The organism is Agrobacterium sp. CNPSo 2736, assembly GCF_004005385.1.
Lineage (GTDB): Bacteria > Pseudomonadota > Alphaproteobacteria > Rhizobiales > Rhizobiaceae > Agrobacterium > Agrobacterium leguminum.
Map to the genome: position 1 here is coordinate 40,561 of NZ_RZTX01000004.1, position 24,428 is coordinate 64,988.

Annotated in this window: 25 protein-coding genes; 10 read left to right on the top strand and 15 right to left on the bottom strand. The window is 57.3% G+C overall.

The features are described from left to right. The 5 genes from trpB to EM858_RS08620 all read right to left on the bottom strand — a co-directional run bounded on the left by trpB (position 1) and on the right by EM858_RS08620 (position 5,022). Positions 1-1,221 (bottom strand): tryptophan synthase subunit beta, encoded by a 1,221-nt coding sequence (gene trpB / locus EM858_RS08600; protein WP_127756438.1) that lies wholly within the window; start codon positions 1,219-1,221, stop codon positions 1-3. A 1-nt stretch (position 1,222) separates the two neighbouring features. Beyond that, a complete protein-coding gene (locus EM858_RS08605) occupies positions 1,223-1,885 on the bottom strand; it encodes a phosphoribosylanthranilate isomerase (protein ID WP_127756439.1) in 663 nt (220 codons plus the stop codon). A gap of 102 nt (positions 1,886-1,987) precedes the next feature. Further along, positions 1,988-2,755 carry a M48 family metallopeptidase gene (locus EM858_RS08610; RefSeq protein ID WP_127756440.1) on the bottom strand — a complete coding sequence of 256 codons (768 nt, stop codon included), beginning with the start codon at positions 2,753-2,755 and terminating at the stop codon, positions 1,988-1,990. 67 nt (positions 2,756-2,822) lie between these two features. Continuing rightward, complete coding sequence (locus tag EM858_RS08615) at positions 2,823-4,055, bottom strand: polyhydroxyalkanoate depolymerase (protein WP_164865368.1); 1,233 nt, start codon at positions 4,053-4,055, stop codon at positions 2,823-2,825. Between the two features lie 124 nt (positions 4,056-4,179). Beyond that, positions 4,180-5,022 (bottom strand): fumarylacetoacetate hydrolase family protein, encoded by an 843-nt coding sequence (locus EM858_RS08620; RefSeq protein ID WP_127756442.1) that lies wholly within the window; start codon positions 5,020-5,022, stop codon positions 4,180-4,182. Between the two features lie 128 nt (positions 5,023-5,150). Here EM858_RS08620 and EM858_RS08625 point away from each other — a divergent pair, with 128 nt between their 5' ends. Continuing rightward, complete coding sequence (locus EM858_RS08625; RefSeq protein WP_127756443.1) at positions 5,151-5,753, top strand: nitroreductase family protein; 603 nt, start codon at positions 5,151-5,153, stop codon at positions 5,751-5,753. A gap of 98 nt (positions 5,754-5,851) precedes the next feature. Here EM858_RS08625 and gyrB read toward each other — a convergent pair whose 3' ends face one another. From gyrB to EM858_RS08650, 5 genes are all read right to left on the bottom strand, one after another. Then, the gene (gene gyrB, locus EM858_RS08630; RefSeq protein ID WP_080815419.1) at positions 5,852-8,287 is read right to left on the bottom strand and encodes a DNA topoisomerase (ATP-hydrolyzing) subunit B; all 2,436 of its coding nucleotides are present in this window, start codon (positions 8,285-8,287) and stop codon (positions 5,852-5,854) included. A 157-nt stretch (positions 8,288-8,444) separates the two neighbouring features. Then, the gene (locus EM858_RS08635) at positions 8,445-8,810 is read right to left on the bottom strand and encodes a helix-turn-helix domain-containing protein (protein WP_003521160.1); all 366 of its coding nucleotides are present in this window, start codon (positions 8,808-8,810) and stop codon (positions 8,445-8,447) included. Next, positions 8,807-9,376 carry a Smr/MutS family protein gene (locus EM858_RS08640; protein ID WP_127756444.1) on the bottom strand — a complete coding sequence of 190 codons (570 nt, stop codon included), beginning with the start codon at positions 9,374-9,376 and terminating at the stop codon, positions 8,807-8,809. Before EM858_RS08640 ends, EM858_RS08635 begins: the two co-directional genes overlap by 4 nt. Next, entirely contained in the window at positions 9,373-10,485 is a 1,113-nt protein-coding gene (locus EM858_RS08645; protein ID WP_127756445.1) for a murein transglycosylase A, read from the bottom strand. Before EM858_RS08645 ends, EM858_RS08640 begins: the two co-directional genes overlap by 4 nt. Beyond that, on the bottom strand, positions 10,482-11,180 hold the full coding sequence (locus tag EM858_RS08650; protein WP_135398087.1) for a Tim44/TimA family putative adaptor protein: 699 nt from the start codon (positions 11,178-11,180) through the stop codon (positions 10,482-10,484). Before EM858_RS08650 ends, EM858_RS08645 begins: the two co-directional genes overlap by 4 nt. Before the next feature lie 140 nt (positions 11,181-11,320). Between EM858_RS08650 and EM858_RS08655 the strand changes: the two genes are divergently transcribed. Beyond that, positions 11,321-11,869 (top strand): FxsA family protein, encoded by a 549-nt coding sequence (locus EM858_RS08655; RefSeq protein ID WP_127756446.1) that lies wholly within the window; start codon positions 11,321-11,323, stop codon positions 11,867-11,869. A gap of 102 nt (positions 11,870-11,971) precedes the next feature. After that, a complete protein-coding gene (gene secB / locus EM858_RS08660; RefSeq protein WP_003521154.1) occupies positions 11,972-12,454 on the top strand; it encodes a protein-export chaperone SecB in 483 nt (160 codons plus the stop codon). A gap of 102 nt (positions 12,455-12,556) precedes the next feature. Here the strand turns inward: secB and dnaQ are convergent, their stop codons facing one another. Genes dnaQ through EM858_RS08685 form a run of 5 tightly spaced genes read right to left on the bottom strand, consistent with a single transcriptional unit; the run spans position 12,557 to position 16,161 of the window. Further along, positions 12,557-13,255 (bottom strand): DNA polymerase III subunit epsilon, encoded by a 699-nt coding sequence (gene dnaQ / locus EM858_RS08665; protein WP_080815422.1) that lies wholly within the window; start codon positions 13,253-13,255, stop codon positions 12,557-12,559. Next, positions 13,248-13,856, bottom strand: coding sequence for a dephospho-CoA kinase (gene coaE / locus EM858_RS08670; protein ID WP_127756447.1), 609 nt, complete (start codon positions 13,854-13,856; stop codon positions 13,248-13,250). Before coaE ends, dnaQ begins: the two co-directional genes overlap by 8 nt. After that, positions 13,856-14,716: a shikimate dehydrogenase gene (locus EM858_RS08675; RefSeq protein WP_127756448.1), complete on the bottom strand. Its 861-nt coding sequence runs from the start codon at positions 14,714-14,716 to the stop codon at positions 13,856-13,858. The genes coaE and EM858_RS08675 overlap by 1 nt, the downstream gene beginning before the upstream one ends. Continuing rightward, complete coding sequence (locus tag EM858_RS08680) at positions 14,709-15,308, bottom strand: Maf-like protein (RefSeq protein WP_127756449.1); 600 nt, start codon at positions 15,306-15,308, stop codon at positions 14,709-14,711. Before EM858_RS08680 ends, EM858_RS08675 begins: the two co-directional genes overlap by 8 nt. A 31-nt stretch (positions 15,309-15,339) precedes the next feature. After that, a complete protein-coding gene (locus EM858_RS08685) occupies positions 15,340-16,161 on the bottom strand; it encodes a pyruvate, water dikinase regulatory protein (protein WP_003521149.1) in 822 nt (273 codons plus the stop codon). Between the two features lie 408 nt (positions 16,162-16,569). Between EM858_RS08685 and hemE the strand changes: the two genes are divergently transcribed. The 7 genes from hemE (at position 16,570) to EM858_RS08720 (ending at position 24,406) form a co-directional block, all read left to right on the top strand. Further along, complete coding sequence (gene hemE, locus EM858_RS08690; protein ID WP_127756450.1) at positions 16,570-17,604, top strand: uroporphyrinogen decarboxylase; 1,035 nt, start codon at positions 16,570-16,572, stop codon at positions 17,602-17,604. Continuing rightward, positions 17,601-18,146 carry a protoporphyrinogen oxidase HemJ gene (gene hemJ, locus EM858_RS08695; RefSeq protein ID WP_164865369.1) on the top strand — a complete coding sequence of 182 codons (546 nt, stop codon included), beginning with the start codon at positions 17,601-17,603 and terminating at the stop codon, positions 18,144-18,146. The genes hemE and hemJ overlap by 4 nt, the downstream gene beginning before the upstream one ends. Positions 18,147-18,332: 186 nt before the next feature. Further along, positions 18,333-19,598 (top strand): transcription termination factor Rho, encoded by a 1,266-nt coding sequence (gene rho, locus EM858_RS08700; RefSeq protein ID WP_004444236.1) that lies wholly within the window; start codon positions 18,333-18,335, stop codon positions 19,596-19,598. An 86-nt stretch (positions 19,599-19,684) separates the two neighbouring features. Beyond that, the gene (gene mnmE / locus EM858_RS08705) at positions 19,685-21,016 is read left to right on the top strand and encodes a tRNA uridine-5-carboxymethylaminomethyl(34) synthesis GTPase MnmE (RefSeq protein WP_164865370.1); all 1,332 of its coding nucleotides are present in this window, start codon (positions 19,685-19,687) and stop codon (positions 21,014-21,016) included. 63 nt (positions 21,017-21,079) lie between these two features. Further along, positions 21,080-22,963: a tRNA uridine-5-carboxymethylaminomethyl(34) synthesis enzyme MnmG gene (gene mnmG, locus EM858_RS08710; protein WP_127756452.1), complete on the top strand. Its 1,884-nt coding sequence runs from the start codon at positions 21,080-21,082 to the stop codon at positions 22,961-22,963. Between the two features lie 11 nt (positions 22,964-22,974). Next, positions 22,975-23,592: a 16S rRNA (guanine(527)-N(7))-methyltransferase RsmG gene (rsmG, locus tag EM858_RS08715; protein ID WP_127756453.1), complete on the top strand. Its 618-nt coding sequence runs from the start codon at positions 22,975-22,977 to the stop codon at positions 23,590-23,592. A gap of 19 nt (positions 23,593-23,611) precedes the next feature. Then, positions 23,612-24,406, top strand: coding sequence for a ParA family protein (locus EM858_RS08720; RefSeq protein WP_003521142.1), 795 nt, complete (start codon positions 23,612-23,614; stop codon positions 24,404-24,406). The last annotated feature ends 22 nt before the right edge of the window (positions 24,407-24,428 follow it).

Consider the following 24,428-nt stretch of genomic DNA (forward strand, 5'->3'; position numbering starts at 1 on the left):
TTATACATCCATTCCAAGGAACTTGCTGACGGTGTGGACATCCTTGTCGCCACGACCGGAGAGGTTCATCAGGATGATTTCATCCTTGCTCATCTTCGGTGCGCGCTTGATGACCTCGGCCAAGGCGTGGCTCGGCTCGAGAGCCGGAATGATGCCTTCAAGGCGCGTCAGCATCTGGAAGGCGTCCAGCGCCTCATGGTCCATGATCGGCACATATTCCACGCGGCCGATATCGTTCAGCCAGGAATGCTCAGGGCCGATGCCGGGATAATCGAGGCCGGCGGAGATCGAATGGCCTTCCTTGATCTGGCCGTCCTCATCCTGCAGCAGATAGGTGCGGTTGCCATGCAGCACACCTGGCGAACCGGCGGTGATGGAAGCGCAATGCTCGTCGCCCGAAAGACCCTTGCCACCGGCTTCGACACCGACGATGCGGACATTCTTGTCATCGAGGAAAGGATGGAAGATGCCGATAGCGTTCGAGCCGCCGCCCACGGCTGCCACGACCAGATCCGGCAGGCGGCCTTCCGCCTCCAGCATCTGCGCCTTGGCTTCCTCGCCGATAACGGCCTGGAAGTCGCGGACCATTTCCGGATAGGGATGCGGGCCGGCCGCGGTGCCGATCAGATAATAGGTGTCCTCGACATTGGTGACCCAGTCGCGCAGGGCCTCGTTCATGGCATCCTTCAGGGTGCCGTGGCCAGCCGTTACCGGCTTCACCTCGGCGCCCAGAAGCTTCATGCGGAACACATTCGGGGCCTGACGGGCAACATCCGTCGCGCCCATATAAACGACGCAGGGCAGGCCAAAGCGTGCAGCGACGGTAGCGGAGGCAACGCCGTGCTGGCCGGCGCCGGTTTCGGCGATGATGCGGGTCTTGCCCATGCGCTTGGCAAGCAGGATCTGGCCAAGGCAATTGTTGATCTTATGCGAGCCGGTGTGGTTCAGCTCTTCGCGCTTGAAATAGATCTTCGCGCCGCCAAGTTCCGCCGTCAGGCGTTCCGCAAAATAAAGCGGGCTCGGACGACCGGTATAGTGCGCGCCGAGATGCTTGAGTTCCGCCTGAAACGCGGGATCGGTCTTGGCCTTGTCCCATTCCGCCTGCAAATCCAGAATGAGCGGCATCAGCGTTTCGGCAACGAAGCGACCTCCGTAAATGCCGAAACGGCCGTCCTCATCGGGACCAGCGCGAAAAGAATTGGGTGTTGGCGCGTCGTTCACTTCAAGCTCCCTTTGGGCCTTTCGACCAATCATTCACCACATCGAAAAATGCGTCGATCATGGACAGATCCTTAACACCCGGCGCGCTTTCCACACCGGACGATAAATCTAGTCCGCTTGCGCTGGTCTCCGCCAGCGCCTCGGCGACATTGTCCTTGTTCAATCCCCCGGAAAGCATGTAATCCACACTTGCGTCAAGGGAGCGCAGGATGGTCCAGTCGAAGGAGACGCCGTTGCCGCCCGGAAGCTCGGAACCGGCGGGCGCCTTGGCATCCAGCAGAAAACGGTCGGCTATTCCAATATAAGGGTCGATTTTGGCAAGATCAGCGGCATCGCGAATGGAAATCGCCTTCATGACAGGCAGGCCATACAGCGCCTTGATGTTCAGCAGCCGCTCCGGGCTTTCATTGCCGTGCAGCTGCAGGATGTCCGGTTTTACGAGATCGACGATTTCATCGAGATAATCATTATCGGCATTGACGGTGACGGCAACCACCTTGGCGGCGCCACGGGCGGCTTCCGCCAGCCTGCCGGCAATATCGGGCTCGATGTTGCGCGGGCTCTTTTCAAAGAAAATAAAACCGACATGGGACGCGCCACGCCTGACGGCGCGCTCCAGCGCTTCCGGTGTCTTCAATCCGCAAATCTTGATATCCGGTTTCATACCCGCGACCTGACATGAAATGCGACAAGAGTCGAGCCAAATCGCATCCATTTCCGATGGAATGTTTCACGTGAATCCAGATGGCGATCCGCGCCGCAGGTTTCAATCGAAATCGATGGCGTGGAGTTTGGAACCATGGCGTTTCAGCCAGCTCTTGGCTTCTTCCGTGTGCGGGCAGAGCTTTTCGCATAATGCCCAGAATTTCGGGCCGTGGTTCATTTCGCTCAGATGCGCAACCTCGTGGGCGGCGAGATAGTCGATGACCCTTTCGGGGGCCATGACGATGCGCCAGGAAAAGCTCAGATTGCCGTCATGGGAACAGGAACCCCATCGGCTGCGCGTATCCTTCATGCTGATGGAACGCACCGGCCGGCCGGCTGCGCGCGCGTGAACGGCAACCAGTCGCTCCAGATCCGCCTTCGCTTCCTTTTTCAGAAATGTCGCTATCCGTCGTCTCAGATGTTCCGGCGCGCCGCTGACCTTCAGGACGGCCACCCCGTCGGCGTCTTTCGCGGTATGTGTAAGCCCTCGCAGGCTGCCAGTATGGTCAATACGGTGGGCTATGCCGCGAATATCGATGGTCGCACCGGGACGTAAACCGTCGTCGGGGCTGAATTTTACAAGCTTGCCTTCCAGCCAGCCCTGATGCCTCTCGAGAAAATCATCCACCTGGCGATGATGCAGGCCCATAGGGATCGTCAACTTCAGCGCCCTTCCACCCGGTTCGATGCGCAGCGTAATGCGCGTGGCGCGCGGATTCTCCCTGACCGTGATCGGCACCTGCCTGCCCGCCACGGCGACCGTGCGCTGGCTCGGTGCAACCTTCTTTGGGGCCGGCGATTTCAGGGATTTTCTGAGGAGCGAAAACATGAACCCTTTATAGCCGATTCGTCCATCGCTTGGCCATGCAAATGCGTGGCACGGCCGGCCGTCTGCCCTAAGCTGCCTGGTGTTTGCGGATGAAGTCCAGCATGCGCGGCACGATTTCCTTGCGGAAGCGCGACCCGTTGAAGACACCATAGTGACCGACATCCGGCTGCATGTAATGGGCGCGTTTGTCTTCAGGAATGTTCCGGCAGAGATCATGCGCGGCCTTTGTCTGGCCAACGCCGGAAATATCGTCGTTCTCGCCTTCCACCGTAAACAATGCGACTTTGCGAATGGCTGCGGGATCGACCGCCCTGCCCCGGTGCAGCATGTTCCCTTTCGGAAGCGCATGATCAATGAAGACCGTTTCCACCGTCTGCAGATAGAACTCCGCCGTCAGATCCATAACAGCCAGATATTCATCGTAAAATTCCCGGTGCTTTTCGGCGGAATCGCCATCATTCTTGACGAGGTTGAGGTAAAAATCCTTGTGCGCCGTCATGTGCTTGTCGAGGTTCATCGACATGAAGCCGGAGAGTTGCAGGAAGCCGGGATAGACATTTCGGCCAAAAGCCGGCTGCGGCCACGGCACCTGCATGACGACATTGTCGCGGAACCATTCAATGGGTTTCGCCTTGGCAAGACCGTTGACGGCAGTGGGGTTGATGCGCGTGTCAATCGGACCGCCCATCAGCGTCATGGATGCCGGCGCGAATTTATCGCCATCGGCCTCCATCAGCGAAACGGCGGCCAGCACCGGTACGGACGGCTGACAGACGGCGACCACATGCGCCCCCGGCCCGATCGCGCGCAGCATCTCGATGACGTAGCTGATGTAATCATCGAGATCGAAAGTGCCCTCACTCACCGGCACCGTGCGGGCGTCGGCCCAATCGGTGATGTAAATATCCGCCGAAGGCAGCAGGGCCTCCACAGTCCCCCGCAAGAGGGTAGCGTAGTGGCCGGACATCGGCGCCACCAGCAGCACCTTCGGATCGGACTGGCTGGCTGGATCAAGTTCTTTCTTGAAATGAAGCAAATTGCAGAACGGACGTGACCAAACCGTCTCTTCGACAACATTGACGGTCTCGCCATCGACAACCGTACTGCAAAGAGCGAATTCCGGTTTTGCGTAACGGCGCGTCATGCGCTCAAAGACCTCGAAACCGGCGTCGAGGCTTCTCCCCAAAGCCGTGCTGGAAAGTGGGTTGAGCGGATTGTTGCAAGCCTGGCGCATCATGTCGGCGCCGGCGCGCAGCGGCGCCATGGCCGCATGGTTCATTTCATAGAGGTGGTAGAACACTGATGACGCCTCCCTCGCGATCACGCTCTTTTTTTCAACCATAGCAGCTTTTCGCAGGTGCACAAAATCGAAGGCGCCGGCGGTTTCCCGCCGACGCCTCACTTTCCGTTGAACGCTGTGGCGATCAGATGTCGGCGACGAAGGTCTGCTTCTGGGAACCGAGGCCCTCGATACCGAGTTCCACGACATCGCCAGCCTTCAGGTAACGCGGCGGCTTCAGGCCCATGCCTACACCGGGCGGGGTGCCGGTGGAGATGACATCACCGGGATGCAGCGACATGAACTGGCTGAGATAGGAGACAACGTGCGCGACGCCGTACACCATGGTCTTGCTGGAGCCGTCCTGCATGGTCTGGCCATTGACCTTCAGCCACATGCCGAGGTTCTGCGGGTCAGTGATTTCGTCCTTCGTCACCAGCCAGGGGCCGATGGGGCCGAAGGTGTCGCAGGACTTGCCCTTGGTCCATTGCCCCGCACGCTCCGTCTGGAAGGCGCGTTCGGACACATCGTGCGAAACGCAATAACCGGCGACGTAGTCGAGAGCATCGGCTTCCGAGACATATTTGGCGGTCTTGCCGATGACGACGCCGAGTTCGACTTCCCAGTCGGTCTTTTCAGAACCGCGCGGAATGGTGACGTTGTCATTCGGACCGACGATGGCCGAGGTCGCCTTCATGAAAATGACCGGTTCCGGCGGTACGGTGGCGCCCGTTTCAGCGGCGTGGTCCGAGAAGTTGAGGCCGATGCAGATGAATTTCCCCGTTCCGGCAACGCAGGCGCCGATGCGCTCTTCGTTCAGCACCGGAAGTGTGCCGAGATCGATCGCGGCGATCTTCTTGAGGCTTTCGGGAGAAATAGCTTCGCCGCCAATGTCTTTGACATGGGCGGACAGATCGCGGACTTTTCCTTCCGCATCGAGGATTGCAGGTTTTTCCTGGCCGGGCTGGCCGACACGCATCAATTTCATGGAACTCTCTCCCGGTTGTCAGACAAGGTGATGCATATATGAACGATGCATTCATACTTGTCACCCCTTGACTGCGCCAAGTTTCGAAAAATACCTTTTCCTTCCCGTCAATCAAAAGGACATGGCCCGTGACGAACAGCAATTCCCGGCAATCCGAATATCCCGTCGATCCCCTCTTCCTCGATCGCTGGTCTCCGCGCGCCTTCGATGGCCACGCCATGCCGGCCCAGCATCTGATGACCATTCTGGATGCCGCGCACTGGGCGCCTTCCGCCTCCAACTATCAGCCATGGCGGTTTGTCTATGCGCACAAGGATAGTGAGGACTGGCCGCTCTTCGTGGAACTGCTGATGGAGGGAAACCAGCGCTGGGCAAAAAACGCCTCCGTGCTGCTGTTTGTCATTTCCCGCGACTACAACATCTCGCGCGACGGTGAGAAAAAACCATCCGCGACCCATTCCTTCGATGCCGGCGCTGCCTGGTTTTCGCTTGCCATGCAGGCCCACCTGCTCGGTTACCATGCCCATGGCATGGCTGGCATATTGAAGGACAAGATCGTTGAAAAACTGAACATCCCGGAAGGCTACAAGGTGGAGGCCGGGGTCGCCATCGGCACGCTGACCGACAAGTCCGTTCTCCCTGAGGATCTGGCGGAACGGGAAGTACCGAGCAAGCGCCTGCCCCTCTCGGATGTGGCCTTCGAAGGGCGCTTCACCGGCAAGGTTGATTGATGTTCTCCGAATGACAAAAGGCCCGGCGGAAATTGACCGCCGGGCCTTTTGTTAAATTTTCGTTTCACGTGAATCGTTACGCGAAACACCCCACAGGATTAAATGTCGAGGTTGGCGACGCTCAGCGCATTTTCCTGAATGAAGTCGCGGCGCGGTTCCACTTCATCGCCCATCAGGCGGGCGAACAGGCCGTCGGCGTCCGTCGCGTCACTCACCCTTACCTGCAGAAGCGAGCGGACATTGGCGTCGAGCGTGGTTTCCCACAGCTGCTCGGCATTCATTTCGCCGAGGCCCTTATAGCGCTGCATGGAAAGACCCTTGCGGCCGGCGGCAAAAATCGCATCCAGAAGCGCGCGCGGACCGGCCAGTTCCATGGTGCCATCCTTACGTTGCAGGACCGGCGGCGTGGCGTAGATATCGCGCGTGCGGGCTGCGAGCTGATCGATATGGCGGGCATCGGCCGAACCGAGCAGTCCCATATCCAGCGTCGAGACTTCCTTGACGCCGCGCACCATGCGCTCGAAGCGCAAACCGCCATCCTGCAGCACGGTGCCGGACCAGCCACGTTCGGTTTCTTCCGCGATCATGTCGAGACGCCGCGCCACTTCGGCAACGGTTTCCTCGGCGCGGGCAGCATCGGCTGAAAGCTCGGGGTTCAGCGCGCCGGCTATTGCCGCCTGTTCCACGATCGAGCGGCTGTAACGGGAATGGAGCCCGTCGATCAGCGAGCGCATGCGCACCGCATCCAGAATGACTTCGCGAAGATCGGCGCCGATACGCACTTCGCCAGAACCGAGAGTCAGCGAAGCTTCCTCGATACCCATGGAGATCAGGTACTCTTCCAGCGCCTTTTCATCCTTGAGGTACTGCACGGATTTGCCACGCGTGACCTTATAGAGCGGCGGCTGGGCGATATAGAGATGGCCGCGCTCGATCAGTTCCGGCATCTGGCGGAAGAAGAAGGTCAACAGCAGGGTGCGGATATGGGCGCCGTCGACGTCAGCATCCGTCATGATGATGATCTTGTGGTAACGCAGCTTGTCGGCGTTGAACTCGTCCTTGCCGATGGAGGTGCCGAGCGCGGTGATCAGCGTGCCGATTTCCTGGCTGGACAACATCTTGTCGAAACGGGCGCGCTCGACGTTCAGGATCTTGCCGCGCAGCGGCAGGATGGCCTGGGTTTCGCGCGAGCGGCCCTGCTTGGCCGAACCGCCAGCGGAGTCACCCTCAACAAGGAATAGTTCGGATTTCGCCGGATCGCGCTCGGAGCAATCGGCAAGCTTGCCGGGCAGAGAGGCGATATCGAGTGCGCCCTTGCGGCGCGTCAGTTCGCGCGCCTTGCGGGCGGCTTCGCGGGCGACCGCCGCTTCCACCACCTTGCCGACGAGGATTCTTGCGTCGGAAGGATGTTCTTCCAGCCAGGTGGAGAGCGCTTCGTTGACAAGGCTTTCCACGACCGGACGTACTTCGGACGAAACGAGCTTGTCCTTCGTCTGCGAGGAAAACTTGGGGTCGGGAACCTTGACGGAAAGAATGGCCGTCAGACCTTCACGGCAGTCCTCACCCTGCAGGCTGACCTTCTCCTTTTTCAGGATGCCCGAGGTTTCGGCATAGGAGGTCACCTGACGGGTCAGCGCCGCGCGGAACCCGGCCATATGGGTGCCGCCGTCGCGTTGGGGAATGTTGTTGGTGAAGCAAAGCACGTTCTCATGGTAGCTATCGTTCCACCAGAGCGCGACCTCAACCGTAATGCCGTCCTTTTCGCCCTTGATGGCGACCGGCTTGTCCACCAGCGGCTTCTTGGCACGGTCGAGATAACGAACGAAGGCTTCGAGACCGCCATCATAGAGCAGCTCTTCCTGCTTGATGTCCGAATGGCGCTTGTCGGTGAGCAGGATGCGCACGCCGGAATTCAGGAATGCGAGTTCGCGCAGGCGATGCTCCAGCGTTCCATAATCATAGTCCGTCATGGTGAAGGTCTGCGGGCTCGCCAGGAAGGTCACTTCCGTGCCCGAGCGGCCTTCATATTCGCCAATGACGGAAAGCGGCGCATCGGCGACACCATGGGTGAAGCCGATTTCGTGCAGCTTGCCGTTACGGCGGATTCTGAGCTTCAGCCAGACGGAAAGCGCATTGACCACGGAGACGCCGACGCCATGCAGGCCGCCCGACACCTTATAGGAGTTCTGGTCGAATTTGCCGCCCGCATGCAGCTGGGTCATGATGACTTCGGCGGCGGAAACGCCTTCGGAGGAGTGAATGTCGGTGGGAATGCCGCGTCCGTTATCCGTCACCGTCACCGAGCCGTCGGCATTCAGGGTCACCGTCACCAGATCGGCATGACCGGCGAGCGCCTCGTCGATGGCGTTGTCGACGACTTCATAGACCATGTGGTGCAGGCCGGAACCGTCATCGGTATCGCCGATATACATGCCGGGCCGTTTGCGCACGGCATCAAGGCCCTTGAGGACCTTGATCGAATCGGCTCCATATTCCGCGTTCGCGCCGACTTCGCTTGACGATGTTTCGGTCATAAATACTCTTTCCAAAGTTTTCTCGGGCCAGGTTTCCAGTGAGAGGGCCTGAAGCCAGCGAATCACTCAAATCCGACATGCGACTATAGAAATTCTACACCCAATCCCAAAGGCCGCATGCTTCAGGATGCTGCATAAAGCAGGGGATAGAGGGGTTTCAATCGCAAGAACGGCTTTTTTGCAGCACGGCTGACAGTTCCTCTACCACACTCGGCGGCAGCTTGCGAATATCCCGTGCCAGCCTGTTGGCGAAAGCCGTATATTGCGGCGGCAGACCGATGGTGTCGATCACCACTTTCGGGTCGGACGAACCGGCCAGAAAGAACAATTCCTCCGCCTCGTCCCAGATGATGTTGAAATATCCGGCGATGCGCTGGAGGAGATCGAAACTCGGCTTGCCGCGCTTGCCATGCTCCAGCGCCGAAAGATAGGCCGGCGATACGCCGATTGCGGCGGCCATTTCCTTCTGCGTCACGCCCTTGCGCTCGCGAAGCTGCCGCACGGCCTCCGCAAAGGGCGTCATGATTTTTCACCCCGCCGACGCGCCAGCCGCACATAAAGCGCGCCGTCGCCGCCATGATTGGCGGATGCATCCTCATAGGATGAAATCAGGTGGCGATATTCCGGCTTGGAAAACCACATGGGCACCGCCCTTTTCAACGCGCCGTCGCTGCCGATGGAACGGCCCTTGCCTGTTATGACGAGCACGTGTCTCAGACCTCGTTCATGCGCGCGCAACAGAAAATCAAGCAGCACCGCATGGGCTTCGCTCTGGAACATGCCATGCAGATCGATCCGCCCTTCCAGCGGCAATCGGCCCCGGGTGAGCTTGCGCTTGACCGGTTTTTCCATCGGCTGATGAATCTTCGGCTTCTTGTCCGGAGCGGGTGGCGACGGCTCGGCCGGCTCCAAAAGCATGCGCGGAAAAGCGCCTTTGCCGGTCTGCGGAACATTGGGCTCCACCGGAGGCTCCTCTATGTCATCGAAAGCCAGCAGGTCTTCCAGTCTGCCGGAGATCGGCCGCGTGGTTTTTGCGACCTTTCCCCACAGAATGCGCTCTTCCTTGCCGAGCTTGCGACTGCTCTTCATCGCCGATACCTCTGCGCAGCCACCTGCGGTATCAGTATATAAAAATCGGCCTCATTGCGCACCGTACCGGCCAGCTCTCCCGCTTCGAAACCGGAGCCGGTGAAAATATCGCCACGCGCCGGGCCAACGATGGCCGAGCCGGTATCGAGCGCCAGCATCAGACGCGCAAAAGGTTTTCCGTCATCGAGATGGGTAAGCGACGGCGCATGGATGAAGAAGGGAAGCCCGAAAGTGTGGATGAGCCTGTCCACCGCAAGGGCTCGCCCCGCGACCAACGGAACCTTCGCAGCCGCAATCGGCCCCATATGCTGATCGGCGACATCCGCCTCCCGGAAAAAAATATAGGAGCGGTTATGCCATAGCACCCCGTCCACCTTATCCGGATGGTCAGCGAGCCATTTGCGGATCGTCTGCATCGACACGGTTTTCGGATCGAGTTCCCCGCGATCGAGCAGCAGACGGCCAATCGGTGAAAAAGCGTGGCCGGCCTTTGCCGCATAGGTGATGCGCTTTACCGCGCCATCGCGAAACACCAGACGCGCCGCACCCTGCACATGAACGAAAAACAGGTCGACCTTCGATCTTGCCCAGGCAATCTCAAGGCCCCTGCCCGTTAGATACCCTTCATCGATCTCCCGGCGGTCGGGAAAATAGGAAATACCATTTTCATCCTCCCTGCCGAAAGCATAGGACGTATCGAAGCCGGCGGGCCGATTGGCGTCGTCGATATCCACCAGCTCCGACGGCCGGCGGTAAATCGGGTAACGCCAGATGTCGTCGGGCTCGGACGACACCTCCAGTTCAGGTTCGTAAAAAGCGGTCACGAAACCGCTTTTTCCCTGAGCCGGAGAAATCCTGAAAGGCACGCAATTGGTTTCAAAAAACCGGCGCGCCTGTTCCGGACTGCTTGTCTGGTTTTTCTCGGCGCTTTCCAGAATCGGGACCAGTTCCGCCGCCGTGACCCCGAGCGCGCCGGTCCTGTAGGGTTTTGCATTTCGAAGATGCGACAGGATCGTCGCCATCGCCGGAAAAAGCTTGCCCGGATCGTCTTGCCGCCATCCGGGCAGGTCGCTGAAAGAAACTTCTTCGATCGAAAAGGGCGCGGTCATTGCTCGGATTCAGTAGCGATCAGCTTCCAGTTTGGATCGCGCGAGCGGATATCGCGCGAGAAGGTCCAGATGTCGTCCACCTCCGCAACCGCATCCGGATCGCCATCCACCAGCTTGCCATCCTTGTCATAGGTCGCCGAAATCAGCTGGCTGACGATCCTCAGCGTGATCTGCACTTCGGAATCACGTACACTGGCCTGCGTGATATCTGCTTTCTCGATACCCACGAAGGTGGACTTCACCACCTCGCCACGACCTTCCCTCTCGGAAATGGCCGCCTCGAAACCGTCGAAAACCTCCTTCGACAGAAGGTTCTTGAGCGTCTTGCGGTCGCCATCGGCAAAGCCCATGACAATCATTTCATAGGCCATGCGGGCACCGTTCAGGAATTCCTTCGGCCCGAAGGACGGGTCCTTGGTCATCACCTCACGCAACGACGCATTGAGCGGCGTATCGACAGGCGCAAGCGCATCCGCCTCGGCAAAACGGTTTTCGTCGTCACCCTCGCTGCGCCTCGGCAGGGTCACGACCTTGTTATCGTCTGCAACGGGACCCTTTGCCACATCTCGCGGGCTATAGGGGTCGAATGGCGGCTTCTCATTGCCCGTGCGGCGACCGAGGACACTGCGCAGCTGAAAGAAGATCAGCACCGCTGCAACGAGAAAAAACAATGTGATAAAGTCGCTGAAGCCCATCTTTTACCAAAACCGCCATTTAAATTCGAAAACCACACCATCATATAGTCTGCATCTTATCATCATTCAAATGTGCAGATTCAATCATCGGTGTCCCGGGAACCGGCAATCTGCCAGAGATGCACACGCAAGGCTAGAAGATGCGTTTTTCCTTTCTCCCCATCGTCATCCTGATGATGCCCATCCTCGAAATTGCCGGCTTCATTATCGTCGGCAAGGCAATCGGTTTGTGGCTGACATTGGCGCTTGTCCTGTTCACCTCGTTTCTGGGGTTGCTCATCCTGCGGCTCGGCGGCATCGGCATGGTGAGAAACCTTCAGGATTCGGGGCGTACCGGTGCGCAGCCGGCGGATGAGCTGGTGAATGGCGCCATGCGCGTCGTTGCCGGGATCCTGCTTTTCATTCCCGGTTTCATTACCGACATTCTCGGCCTTCTGCTTCTGTCGCCCACCGTGCGACGCTTTTTCTGGAAAGCCTTCGGGCCGCGCGTCGTCGTTGCGGGTTCCTTTCGGCAATCCGGCCAGCAATTCGGTCCTCAGCCCGGCGATTTTTCCGGCTTTCGGAACGATCCGGGACGTGCGGACAATTCGAAGGTGGTGGATCTCGATGAGGAGGAGTTTCATCGCGAAGAGCCAAAGGGTTCGCCATGGTCGCGCAAACCGGACGATCGCGATCTGCCCAAACCCTGATCCCGGGCGGAATGGATCGCGATGAGCCGATCACGAAGGGTTGTAAGCCCCCGGTCGAAATGATAGACCGCGTTCCACGAATTCACGCCGTGAGGAAATGTAATGACCGCTGAAAATGGTGCACAGGGCGCAGTAAGTCCTTCCCTCAACATTCTTGCCCAGTACATCAAGGATCTTTCCTTCGAAAATCCGGGTGCTCCTCGCTCGCTTCAGGCCCGTGACAATGCGCCGTCGATCAACATCAATGTCAACGTCAACGCGAACCCGATCTCGGGTTCGGATTTCGATGTTGTCCTGACGCTGAACGCAGAAGCCAAGGATGGCGACAAGGTGCTGTTCGCGGCCGAGCTGGTTTATGGCGGCGTCTTCCGCATCGCCGGTTTCCCGCAGGAACATATGCTGCCGGTGTTGTTCATCGAATGCCCGCGCCTGCTGTTCCCCTTCGCGCGCCAGATCATTGCGGACGTTACCCGCAATGGCGGTTTCCCGCCGCTGATGATCGATCCGATCGATTTCGCGCAGATGTTCGCCCAGCGCGTTGCCGAGGAACAGGCAAAGGCCAAGGTTCAGGCCGTACCGAACTGAGCGACGCGGCTCTGCGCTGAAGAATTCAGACAAAACAAAACCCGGGTTCATGCCCGGGTTTTTCTTTGACGGCATTCACCGTTTCCGGTGCCTGGACAGGTATCAATTCTGGTAACGGTTCCAGATCGCCTTGTCGCCCATGCCGAGAACGAGTTTGCCATGGGCCGCAAGCGTTTCCGCATCCAGCCTTGAGGGCAAAGCCCGCGGCCTTTGCAGCGGCTCAAGCGGAACGTCCTCCTCGACGATGATGGTTTCCTGCTTGGCGGCGGAACCGAAACCGAGCGCCGTCTGGCGCCCGCCGATCATTTCAATATAAACTTCGGCGAGCAGCTCGGAGTCGAGAAGCGCGCCGTGCTTGGTACGGTGGGAATTGTCGATGCCGTAACGCCGGCAAAGCGCGTCCAGCGAGTTCGGTCCCATGGGGTGCTTGCGACGGGCGAGCGAAAGCGTATCCGTCACCAGATCGGCAGCGACCGGTTCAATACCGAGACGGGCGAATTCCGCATTGATGAAGCCCATGTCGAATGTGGCGTTATGCGCTACCCAGCGCGCGCCCTCGAAGAAGTCACGAATCTGGTCGACGACCTCGGCGAATTTGGGTTTATCCTTCAGAAACTCGTCAGTAATCCCGTGAACGGCAAGTGCGTCGGGGTGAACCTTGCGATCTTCCGGGCTGATGTAGAGATGCAGCGTGCGGCCGGTGGGAAAGTGATTGATCAGCTCAATGCCGCCGATTTCAATCACGCGGTCCAGCTTCGATTCCAGTCCCGTGGTTTCCGTATCGAAAATGATCTCACGCATTCGTCTCTCCGCGGCGCGACTCAGCGGCCAGTTTCTGCAGAATCTCTCTTACCTGATCCCGTGCCGCTTCGACACCATTTCCGGAATCGACGATAAAATCGGCACGGCGGCGCTTTTCGGCGTCGGGCATCTGCCGGGCGAGGATCATTTCGAATTTCTCTTCCGTCATTCCCGGCCGGGACAGAACCCGCTCCCGCTGAATCTCCGGCGCGCAACTGACGACGACGACTTTATGGACACGGCTTTCCGCCCCGGTTTCGAACAGCAGAGGAATGTCTAGGAGGGCGAATTGCCGATCCTCTTTCCTTGCCTGCTCCAGAAAAGCCTCCTGCCTTCCGCGCACCAGCGGATGCACGATCTCTTCCAGTCTGCTAAAATTAGCCGGATTCTGCCGCAAGACCTCACCGAGTTTCTGCCTGTCCACCGTGCCGGAAACGGTTGTGCCCGGAAAGGCCGCTTCGATCAGCGGAACGGCTTCCGCCCGGTAAAGCCCGTGCACCACCTCATCCGAATCGAGAACCGGAACCCCCTCCCCGGCAAACAACTTCGCCGTCGTCGTTTTTCCCATTCCAATCGAGCCGGTGAGACCGATGACGATCATCAATGTTTCTCCATGTCCTCGATGATGAGAGACCGCAGGGCCTCATCGACCTCCGGCATTTTGCCGAACCATCGCTTGAAACCGGGTTTTGCCTGATGGAGCAGCATGCCGAGCCCATCGACGGTTGCGATGTCCTGCTCTTCCGCCATTTTCAGGATCGGGGTTTTCAACGGCACATAAACGATATCGGTTACAATGGCCTGGGCGGCCAGCGGCGAGAAATCGATATGTGGCGCTTCCGTTCCATCCATGCCGAGCGACGTCGTATTCACGAAAAGCCCGGCACCCTGCATGACCTCATGAAGTGCTGCCTGGGGATGGGCAAAAACCCGCGGCCCAAAACGGTCGGCCAGTTCGCGCGCCCGTTCGACGGTACGGTTGAGAACATGGATTTCGGCGATACCGCGATCACGCAGCGACTGAATGACCGCACGACTTGCGCCGCCGGCACCCAGAACCACTGCTCGCTCGGTCCTGTCCCAGCCCGGATGCTGCTCATCGAGATTGGAGACGAAACCATAACCATCCGTATTGGTGGCGTGAAGCTCGCCCTCCTCCATCCAGACAGTGTTGGCGGCGCCGAGTTCTTCCGCCAGAGCATCCGGTCTGTCTGCCAGCCGATAAGCCGCTTCCTTATGGGGAATGGTGACATTGCCGCCGACGGCCGTGCCTGGCCTACCCTGCTTCAGGGTTGCAATGAAATTCGCGAAATCGTCCGGAGAGATTTCCACCGCCTTATAGGAACCGGCAATGCCGAATTTCCTCAGCCAATAGGAATGGATAATCGGCGATCGAGAATGCTTGATCGGATAGCCGACAACGAAGGCGTTTATGGTTAATGTTTCACGTGAATCAGCCATCGATGACATCCATGTCGCGCAGTTTCGATAAAAGCGGCAGAAGCGGCAAACCGAGAATCGTGAAATAATCGCCCTCGATAGAGGTGAATAGCTGGATTCCCTCTCCTTCGAGCTGATACGCGCCGACGCTGCTCAAGGCCTTTTCTCCCACCCGTTGCAGGTGGCGGGAGACAAATTCTGCGCTCAAGGTCCGAACGGTCAGCTCGGCGCTGGAAACGATCTGCCATACCACCTCGCCATGTCGGACGAGAACGGCAGCGCTGTTCAGGCGATGGACCTTCCCGGACAATGACAGCAGATGCGCTTCGGCCTCCGCCATGGTTTTCGGCTTGTGATAGACGCGGGCGCCGAGCGACATGGTCTGGTCGCAGCCGAGAACCAGTGCTTCCGGATAAAGCGCGCCGACCGCAAGAGCCTTGGCCTTGGCGAGTTGCAGTGCAACCTCTTCCGGACTGGCGCCGTCTCGTTCCAGCTGTTCATCGAGCGCACGCTCGTCAATATCCGCCGGGATGGCCGAAAATGTCAGCCCCGCATTGCGCATCAGCATCTGGCGGGATGCGCTGGACGAGGCGAGGATCAATTCTTGTTGCATCGACTGTCTGCTCCGAATGGTGCGATTCGGATTATCGTGTCCTCGAACGAAGGGCAAGGATCGCTGCCGCCGTTTCCTCGATGGAGCGGCGTGTGACATCGATCAGCGGCCAATTGTTGCGGGCGCAGAGCGCTCGTGCATATTTCAGCTCTTCCATGATGGTGGCTCGATCCGTGTAGCGGCCGCTGTCAAATCCGCCCGTCGCGCCGAGTTCCCGGTTTTCACGCACCTGCGATATCCGGTCCGATGTTGCAACCAGCCCGACGATCAGCGGCCGCGTGGCCGCATAGAGGCTGTCGGGCAAAGGCACATTGGGAACGACCGGTATATTGGCGGTCTTTATTCCCCTGTTGGCGAGATAGATGCTGGTCGGTGTTTTGGAGGTGCGGCTGATGCCGATGATGACTATATCAGCCTCGTCATAGGTCTCGGGCATTTGCCCGTCATCATGATCCATGGCGAAATTGAGCGCCTCGATCCGGGCGAAATAATCCGCATTCAAGGCATGTTGCGCGCCCACCCGCCGTCTGGACGGCGCACCTAAATAGGTCTGGAAGATGCCGATGATGGGTTCAAGGACATTCACGCACGGCACCCCGATCGCATGGCACCGCAAATCCAGAAACTCGGCCAGCTGCTGGTCGACGATCGTATAGAGAACGATGCCCGGTTCCTTGTCGATGAGATCGACGACTTGCGCGAGCTGCTTCTGGTTTCGAATCATAGGATAGACATGTTCTACCGGCATGGAAGCGTGGAACTGGGCCGAAACGGCTCGACCGGCCGACATCAGAGTCTCTCCCGTTGAGTCCGAAATCAGGTGCAGATGGAAGAAGCTTTTTTTGTTCTCCACGCTGTTTTTCTCCCGCTGTTGATAAACCGGGACAAATCTCCGAATTGTCCTGCGGGTCGAACCGCGACGTGAATAAAGTGGTGTTTTTCCACAATCCGCAAGCGACTTCAATCGTCTCCGACGTGCTTGTGAATTGTTGGAAGAATGCGAAACCGTTCAAAATTTTCCCCAGATTATCCACAATCGTCCTGTTTTTCTGGGTCGCCATAAATAACTGAAATTATTTATAAAACTCCTATTATCCGGATTATTCAAAAACAAGCGTACCGATAACATCCGCAGGCACGCTTGAAACTTTGCGGCTGCGGCATTTCGACTGGAATGATTTTAATCCTTGCTACCCACAGACTCTAAGAAATAGAAAATCTTTTAAATCTCTTTGATTTTATTTTTTAGAAGCTGGGTGCCATGAGCGAACGCAAGGTTATGACGGTGTTGAACGGGCAGACGGTCACACCGCCGCCTATATGGCTGATGCGACAGGCTGGGCGTTATCTTCCCGAGTATAGGGAAACGCGAAAGAGCGCCGGTAGTTTCCTCGATCTCTGTTATAATCCCGAACTGGCGACCGAGGTGACCCTTCAGCCCATTCGCCGGTTCGGGCTGGATGCCGCCATTCTCTTTTCCGATATTCTGGTGATACCCGATGCGCTTCATCGCAACGTGTCTTTCAGCGAAGGAAAAGGTCCGGCCATGGACCCGATCGATGTCAGCGGTATCGAGAAGCTGGACGCCGCAAATGTCATGACGCATCTTTCTCCTGTTTTCGAAACCGTTTCCCGTCTGCGTACCTCTTTGCCCGATGAAACGACGCTTCTCGGTTTCTGCGGCGCGCCGTGGACGGTTGCGACCTATATGATCGCAGGGCACGGAACGCCGGATCAGGCCCCGGCGCGGTTGTTCGGTTATCAGGAGCCGGTGGCCATGGAAAAGCTGCTGGCTTTCCTCGCCGACGTTTCCGCCGATTATCTGGTCGCGCAGATCGATGCAGGCGCGGATGCGGTTCAAATCTTCGATTCCTGGGCCGGCGTGCTCGGTGAGAAGGAATTTGAGGATTATGCTATAAAACCCGTTGCCCGCATTATCGCATCGGTGCGCGCCCGTCGGCCTTCGGCAAAAATCATCGCCTTCGCCAAGGGGGCCGGTTATCTTCTCAAGGATTATCGTCGCAAGACGGGCGCCGACGCCATTGGGCTCGACTGGTCGGTGCCGCTGAGCTTTGCAAGAGATTTGCAGAAGGAAGGGCCCGTGCAGGGCAATCTCGACCCCATGCTGATGGTGGCGGGCGGCAGGGCGCTGCGGGATGGTATAGATGCCGTGCTGCAGGCTCTTGCACAGGGTCCGCTGATCTTCAATCTCGGCCATGGCATCACCCCGCAGGCTGACCCGGAAAACGTCACCCGGCTGGTGCAGCAGGTGCGTGCCGGCGGAGCCGGAGCATGAGCGGCGAAAAACAGACCTCCGCCCGTTCCGGAAACCGGGCGGCTTTGCGCGCCGGCATCGCGCTCGGTGTCTTTGCTGCCTTCGTCGCCCTGTTATTCTATGCCGATCCGGCGGATCTCTATCTCTGGATCAAGGCGCTGCATATCATCGCCGTTATTTCCTGGATGGCGGCAATTTTTTACCTGCCGCGGCTCTTCATCTACCACACCGATGCACCCGCCGGTTCGCAGCGGTCCGAAACCTTCAAGGTGATGGAGCAGCGGCTGATCAAGGTGATCATGAACCCGGCGATGATGATATCCTGGATCTTGGGACTTTATCTCGCATGGTCGGTTTATGGTTTTTCCGGCGGCTGGCTGCATGCCAAGATCGCGCTGGTGGTGCTTCTGACCGCAACCCATGTTTATTTCACGCGCAGTGCAAAACGTTTCGCGCGGGATGAAAATACAAGGCCTGCCCGTCACTGGCGGTTGATGAACGAGGTTCCGACGGTGCTGATGATCCTCATCGTCATACTTGTGGTTGTGAAACCCTTCGGTTAAGACGGTGCGACGATAAATTTCGCGGAATTCGTGCTTTCCTCTTGCAGCGGCCGTGTTCAATCGCTATTTTCGGGCCACTCATCTTCGTGGCATGTGAATTATTCAGTCATCTGCGGTATCTCCCACAGCATCTGATTCGCGAACACGCCCTCCCCCGACATTACATTATCAAACGGTCTTCTCTTCATGGCTGAAATGAAGCTTCAGGAACTTAAGAGCAAATCGCCTACCGACTTGCTGACTTTTGCCGAATCCCTGGAAGTTGAAAATGCGAGCACCATGCGCAAGCAGGAGCTCATGTTCGCAATCCTCAAGGTTCTCGCGAGCCAGGACATCGAAATCATCGGCGAGGGCGTCGTTGAAGTCCTGCAGGACGGTTTCGGGTTCCTGCGATCCGCAAATGCAAACTATCTGCCCGGTCCGGACGATATCTATATCTCGCCGTCGCAGATCCGCCGCTTCTCGCTGAAGACCGGCGATACCGTTGAAGGACCGATCCGCGGCCCCAAGGAAGGCGAACGTTATTTCGCGCTTCTCAAGGTCAATACGATCAATTTCGACGATCCGGAAAAGATCCGCCACAAGGTTCACTTCGACAATCTGACGCCGCTTTATCCGAATGAGCGCTTCAAGATGGAACTGGATGTTCCGACCTCGAAGGACCTGTCGTCGCGTGTGATCGATCTCGTTGCGCCGCTCGGCAAGGGTCAGCGCGGATTGATCGTTGCGCCGCCGCGTACCGGTAAGACCGTTCTGTTGCAGAACATCGCCCATTCCATCACGGCAAATCATCCGGAATGCTACCTGATCGTTCTCCTGATCGATGAACGTCCGGAAGAAGTGACCGACATGCAGCGTTCCGTGAAGGGCGAGGTTGTGTCCTCCACCTTCGACGAACCGGCCGTTCGTCACGTGCAGGTCGCCGAGATGGTCATCGAAAAGGCGAAGCGTCTGGTCGAACACGGCCGTGACGTCGTCATCCTGCTCGATTCCATCACGCGCCTCGGCCGTGCCTACAACACGGTTGTTCCCTCCTCCGGCAAGGTTCTGACGGGTGGTGTGGACGCCAACGCCCTGCAGCGTCCGAAGCGTTTCTTCGGCGCCGCTCGTAATATCGAAGAAGGCGGTTCGCTGACCATTATCGCAACCGCGCTGATCGATACCGGCAGCCGTATGGATGAAGTCATCTTCGAAGAATTCAAGGGTACCGGTAACTCGGAAATCGTGCTTGACCGCAAGGTTGCCGATAAGCGCATCTTCCCGGCACTGGATATTCTGAAATCCGGTACGCGTAAGGAAGACCTGCTGGTGCCGCGTCAGGATCTGCAGAAGATTTTCGTTCTTCGCCGTATTCTCGCGCCGATGGGTACGATGGATGCCATCGAGTTCCTCATCGACAAGCTGAAGCAGACCAAGAACAATTCCGATTTCTTCGAATCGATGAATACCTGATCCGAACTTTAGCCGGATTCATCATAAGAGCTTTAAAGCCGTATCCGTTTATTCGGATGCGGCTTGACTGTTTTAGACCGAGGTGAATGATGCCAGCTTCCGCCGATACGATCTATGCGCTTTCCAGCGGTGCGCTGCCGGCGGGTGTGGCTGTTCTCAGGATCAGTGGCTCCAAGGCTTTCCATGCCCTAGAGATGTTGACGGGCCGGGAACTTCCTTCACCACGAAAGGCTACGCTCTGCTCGATTCGGAATCGAAACGATGAGATCATCGACCAGGCGCTGGTAATCGCCTTTCCAGCTCCAAATTCTTTCACGGGTGAACACTGCGTTGAAATTCATAGCCATGGCAGTCGCGCGGTCATGGCTTCGATTTTCGCCGAACTGGAAAATCTTGACGGACTTCGGCCTGCCGATGCCGGTGAATTCTCTCGTAGAGCCTTCGAGAATGGGAAGATGGATCTCCTTGAGGTCGAAGGTCTCGCCGACCTGTTGCAGGCTGAAACGGAAATGCAGCGACGGTTGGCGGTAGAGCAGAGTACCGGTAAATTGTCGGCACTCTATGACGGCTGGGCCAGCCGCCTGACGCGCGCTCGCGCTCTCATCGAAGCGGAACTGGATTTTGCCGACGAGGAGGACGTTCCGGATTCCGTGGCGGCTCAGGTTTGGGAAGCCATGACGCTTCTCAAAAAGGAAATCCGTGATCATCTCCAGGGCGGTGAAAGCGGCGAAATCATTCGCGACGGATTCAAGGTCGCTCTCGTCGGTGCACCGAATGCAGGCAAATCCACTCTTCTGAACGCCCTTAGCGGCCGCGATGTTGCTATCGTTACCGATATTGCCGGTACCACGAGAGATGTCTTGAGCGTCGATATCAATCTGGAAGGATATCTGGTCCGGATATTCGATACGGCAGGAATACGGGAAACACAGGATGTCGTGGAGCTTGAAGGTGTGAGGCGCGCGGTTCTGACAGCGGAAACGGCAGATCTCATTCTGCTGCTGCAGGATAATGATTCGTTTCCGAAACAATCTCTCGAGTCATTCAAGAACCAGAGCTGTTTACGGGTTAGAACGAAAACAGCGCTTCATTCCCCTGTCCTGGATGATGGATTTGATTTGTCTATCTCAGCCAGGGAAGGAATAGGTTTGAACGAATTGCGTTCGATGCTGAAGCAGGAGATAGAAAAACGCGTCGGTGCCGGCCAGACTTTGGTTCCCGCGCGCGCCAGACATAAAAAACGACTTGAAGAGACGCTGAACTATGTTAGTGATGCGCTCGATTCCGGGACCCTGGACCTTGCGATAAGGTCGGAATATTTAAGACTCGCCGCGACATCGCTCGGACGGATTACCGGCCGCGTTGATGTGGAAGATTTGCTCGGCGTGATCTTCTCGGAATTCTGCATAGGAAAATGATTCACGTGAAACATCGACGGCCGAAGCGGTGATGTCGATGCTGATAGAACAGGGCGCAGGGATATGCACCATTCATTCGATGTCGTTGTTATTGGCGGCGGCCACGCGGGCAGCGAAGCCGCGGCCGCGGCTGCAAGGCATGGTGCAAGAACCGCCCTTGTTACTCACAAGCGTGAGACGATTGGCGTCATGTCCTGCAACCCTGCTATCGGCGGTCTGGGAAAGGGACACCTCGTTCGGGAAATCGATGCACTAGATGGCTTGATGGGTAGGGTTGCCGATGCAGCGGGCATCCAATTCCGTATGCTCAATCGCAAAAAGGGACCGGCCGTCCGCGGTCCGCGCACTCAAGCCGACCGGCGGCTCTACCGGGAAGCCATGCAGCGTGAGATCGATGCGATTGACAATTTGACCATTATTGAAGGCGATGCTTTCGATATTGAGATGGTCGATGATCGAGTCGCAGCCGTTATCATGAAGAACGGTAGCCGGATTCCTTGTGGCGCGGTTGTGCTGACGAGTGGCACCTTCTTGCGCGGTCTCATTCATATCGGTTCCGAAAAGATTCCGGCGGGGCGCGTGGGAGAAATGCCGTCTGTTGGCCTCTCAGACACTCTCGCGAGACTGGGTCTCGTTATGGGTCGCCTGAAAACCGGCACCCCTGCCCGACTGGACGGACGCACGATTGACTGGAACGCGGTGGATCGGCAGGCCGCCGATGAGGATCCTGTCCCTTTTTCCTTCATGACGGATAACATTCTCAATCCGCAAATAGAATGTGGCGTAACTCGCACCACTCCGGCTGGGCATAAGATCATTCAGGACAATATTCATCTGTCGGCGATGTATTCGGGACAGATCGAAGGGGTTGGTCCGCGTTATTGCCCGTCGATTGAGGATAAGATCACCCGTTTTGGAGAACGGGACGGTCATCAGATATTCCTAGAGCCGGAAGGTCTCGACGATCACACCATTTACCCAAACGGCATATCGACGTCCCTTCCCGCTTCCGTTCAGGAGCAATTTATCCGAACGATACCGGGCCTTGAGCAGGTGACGATCCTGCAGCCGGGTTACGCGATCGAATATGACTATGTCGATCCGCGTGAGCTGAAGCCTTCGCTGGAATGCCGCAAGATTCCGGGATTGTTTCTGGCCGGCCAGATTAATGGAACGACGGGTTATGAAGAAGCGGGCGCTCAGGGTCTCGTTGCAGGCTTGAATGCCTCCCTTTATGCGGGCAAGGCCGATCCGGTCTATTTTAGCCGAACCGAGTCTTATATCGGCGTCATGATTGATGACCTGACATCGAAGGGTGTCAGCGAGCCCTACCGCATGTTTACGTCCAGAGCGGAGTATCGTCTATCCCTGCGCGTGGACAATGCGGATTTGCGGCTTACACCCGTTGGCCAGATGGCTGGCATTGTCGGCCGTGCACGGCAGGAACGCTTCGCAAATTTCATTTCCGATCTGGATCGCGGTCGAGAGCTGATGAAGGCGATTTCCATCAGCCCATCCCAGGCGGCGAAGCAGGGGCTGAAACTTAATCAGGACGGCCAACGCCGGTCCGTTTATGAATTGCTGGCCTATCCGGATATGACTCTCGAAGTCCTTACCGAACATTGGCCGGAATTGGGCGCCCTTGACAGAAAAGTTGCCGAGGTCTTGCAGATCGAGGCGAGTTATGCGGTCTATATGCAGAGGCAGAGCGCCGATATCGTCGATATCAAGCGGGACGAAGACAGAAAAATCCCGGATGACTTTGATTTTAAGAGTCTGTCCGGCCTTTCCAACGAGCTTAAACAAAAGCTGGAAAAAGCCCGTCCTGAGAATATTGCCCAGGCCGCGCGTGTTGACGGCATGACGCCGGCTGCGATATCGCTGCTGCTCGCACTTCTGCGGAAAGATTTCGCAACGCGAAGTGAAAAATTACGCATGCACCAATAGCGAGTCGGATTATGAAGATAAACGGCCAGAGTGTTTCACGTGAAACACAGGAAAGGCTCGAACATTTTGTCGAGCTTTTCAAGAAGTGGAACAGAACCACAAATCTGGTAGCGCCTTCCACTCTCGCCGAGCTTTGGAACCGGCATGTGGCCGACAGCGCGCAAATATTCCAACTCTCTCCGCAGCCAAAAAAGTGGATTGATCTTGGAAGCGGTGGCGGATTCCCCGGTGTTGTCACCGCGATTTTTCTGGCGGAGCTTGGCGACGGCTGGGTTGATCTGGTCGAAAGCAATAATAAAAAGGCGGCATTCTTGCGAATTGCACTGAAGGAAACCGGCGCAAGAGGTGCAGTTCATCCCGTCAGGATCGAAACAGCACCGGAAATCATCAAAAATTGCGACGCTGTTTCAGCACGCGCGCTCGCCGAACTGGATCTGCTTTTCGACTATATCCATCCCTGGGCGCAGAATAACCCGAATCTCAAGGCCTATTTTAATAAAGGCCGGGATTGTGATTCTGAAGTGCAGAAAGCACATGGTCGCTGGGAGTTTGATCTGGTAAAACACCAGAGTGCCATTGAGGCAGATTCTGTTGTTCTTGAAATCAGCAACCTCGCTTTGAGGCGCTGACGAGCTGGCCAGGTGCGGCATGACTTTGGAAAAAAACCGGATTATCGCAGTTGCAAACCAGAAAGGCGGCGTTGGTAAAACAACCACCGCCATCAATCTGGCTACCGCGCTGGCGGCTATTGGTGAGCGCGTGCTGATTGTGGATCTGGACCCGCAGGGTAATGCGAGTACCGGACTTGGAATCGACCGCAAGGAGCGCAAGCTTTCGTCCTATGATCTTCTGGTGGGGGATCATGGAGTAGCGGAAGTTGCTGTTCCGACCGCCGTTCCCAATCTCGACATCGTACCCTCCACGATGGATTTGCTTGGTTTCGAGATGCAGGTCGCGAATGTTTCCAACCGCGTTTTCCTGCTGCGTGCGGCAATGGAGACGCAGGAAGCCAGAGGCTATTCCTATATTCTCGTCGACTGCCCCCCTTCTTTCAATCTTTTGACGATGAATGCCATGACGGCCGCACATTCCGTGCTGGTGCCGCTGCAATGCGAGTTCTTTGCGCTGGAGGGTCTTAGTCAGTTGCTGGATACGGTCAGTCAGATTCGTGGATCGGTGAACCCGCAGCTTGATATACAGGGCATTGTTCTTACGATGTTCGATGCGCGAAATAATCTTGCACAGCAGGTTGTTTCCGATGTGCGCACGCATCTGGGCGAAAAGGTTTACCACACGCTCATTCCACGCAATGTGCGTGTTTCCGAAGCGCCGTCCTATGGTAAACCGGCAATTCTCTATGATCTGAAATGCGCCGGCAGCCAGGCCTATCTGCAACTGGCGTCGGAAGTGATTCAGAGAGAGCGTCTGCGTAAAGCCGCCTGACGTTTGCCGGAATGTATGGAGT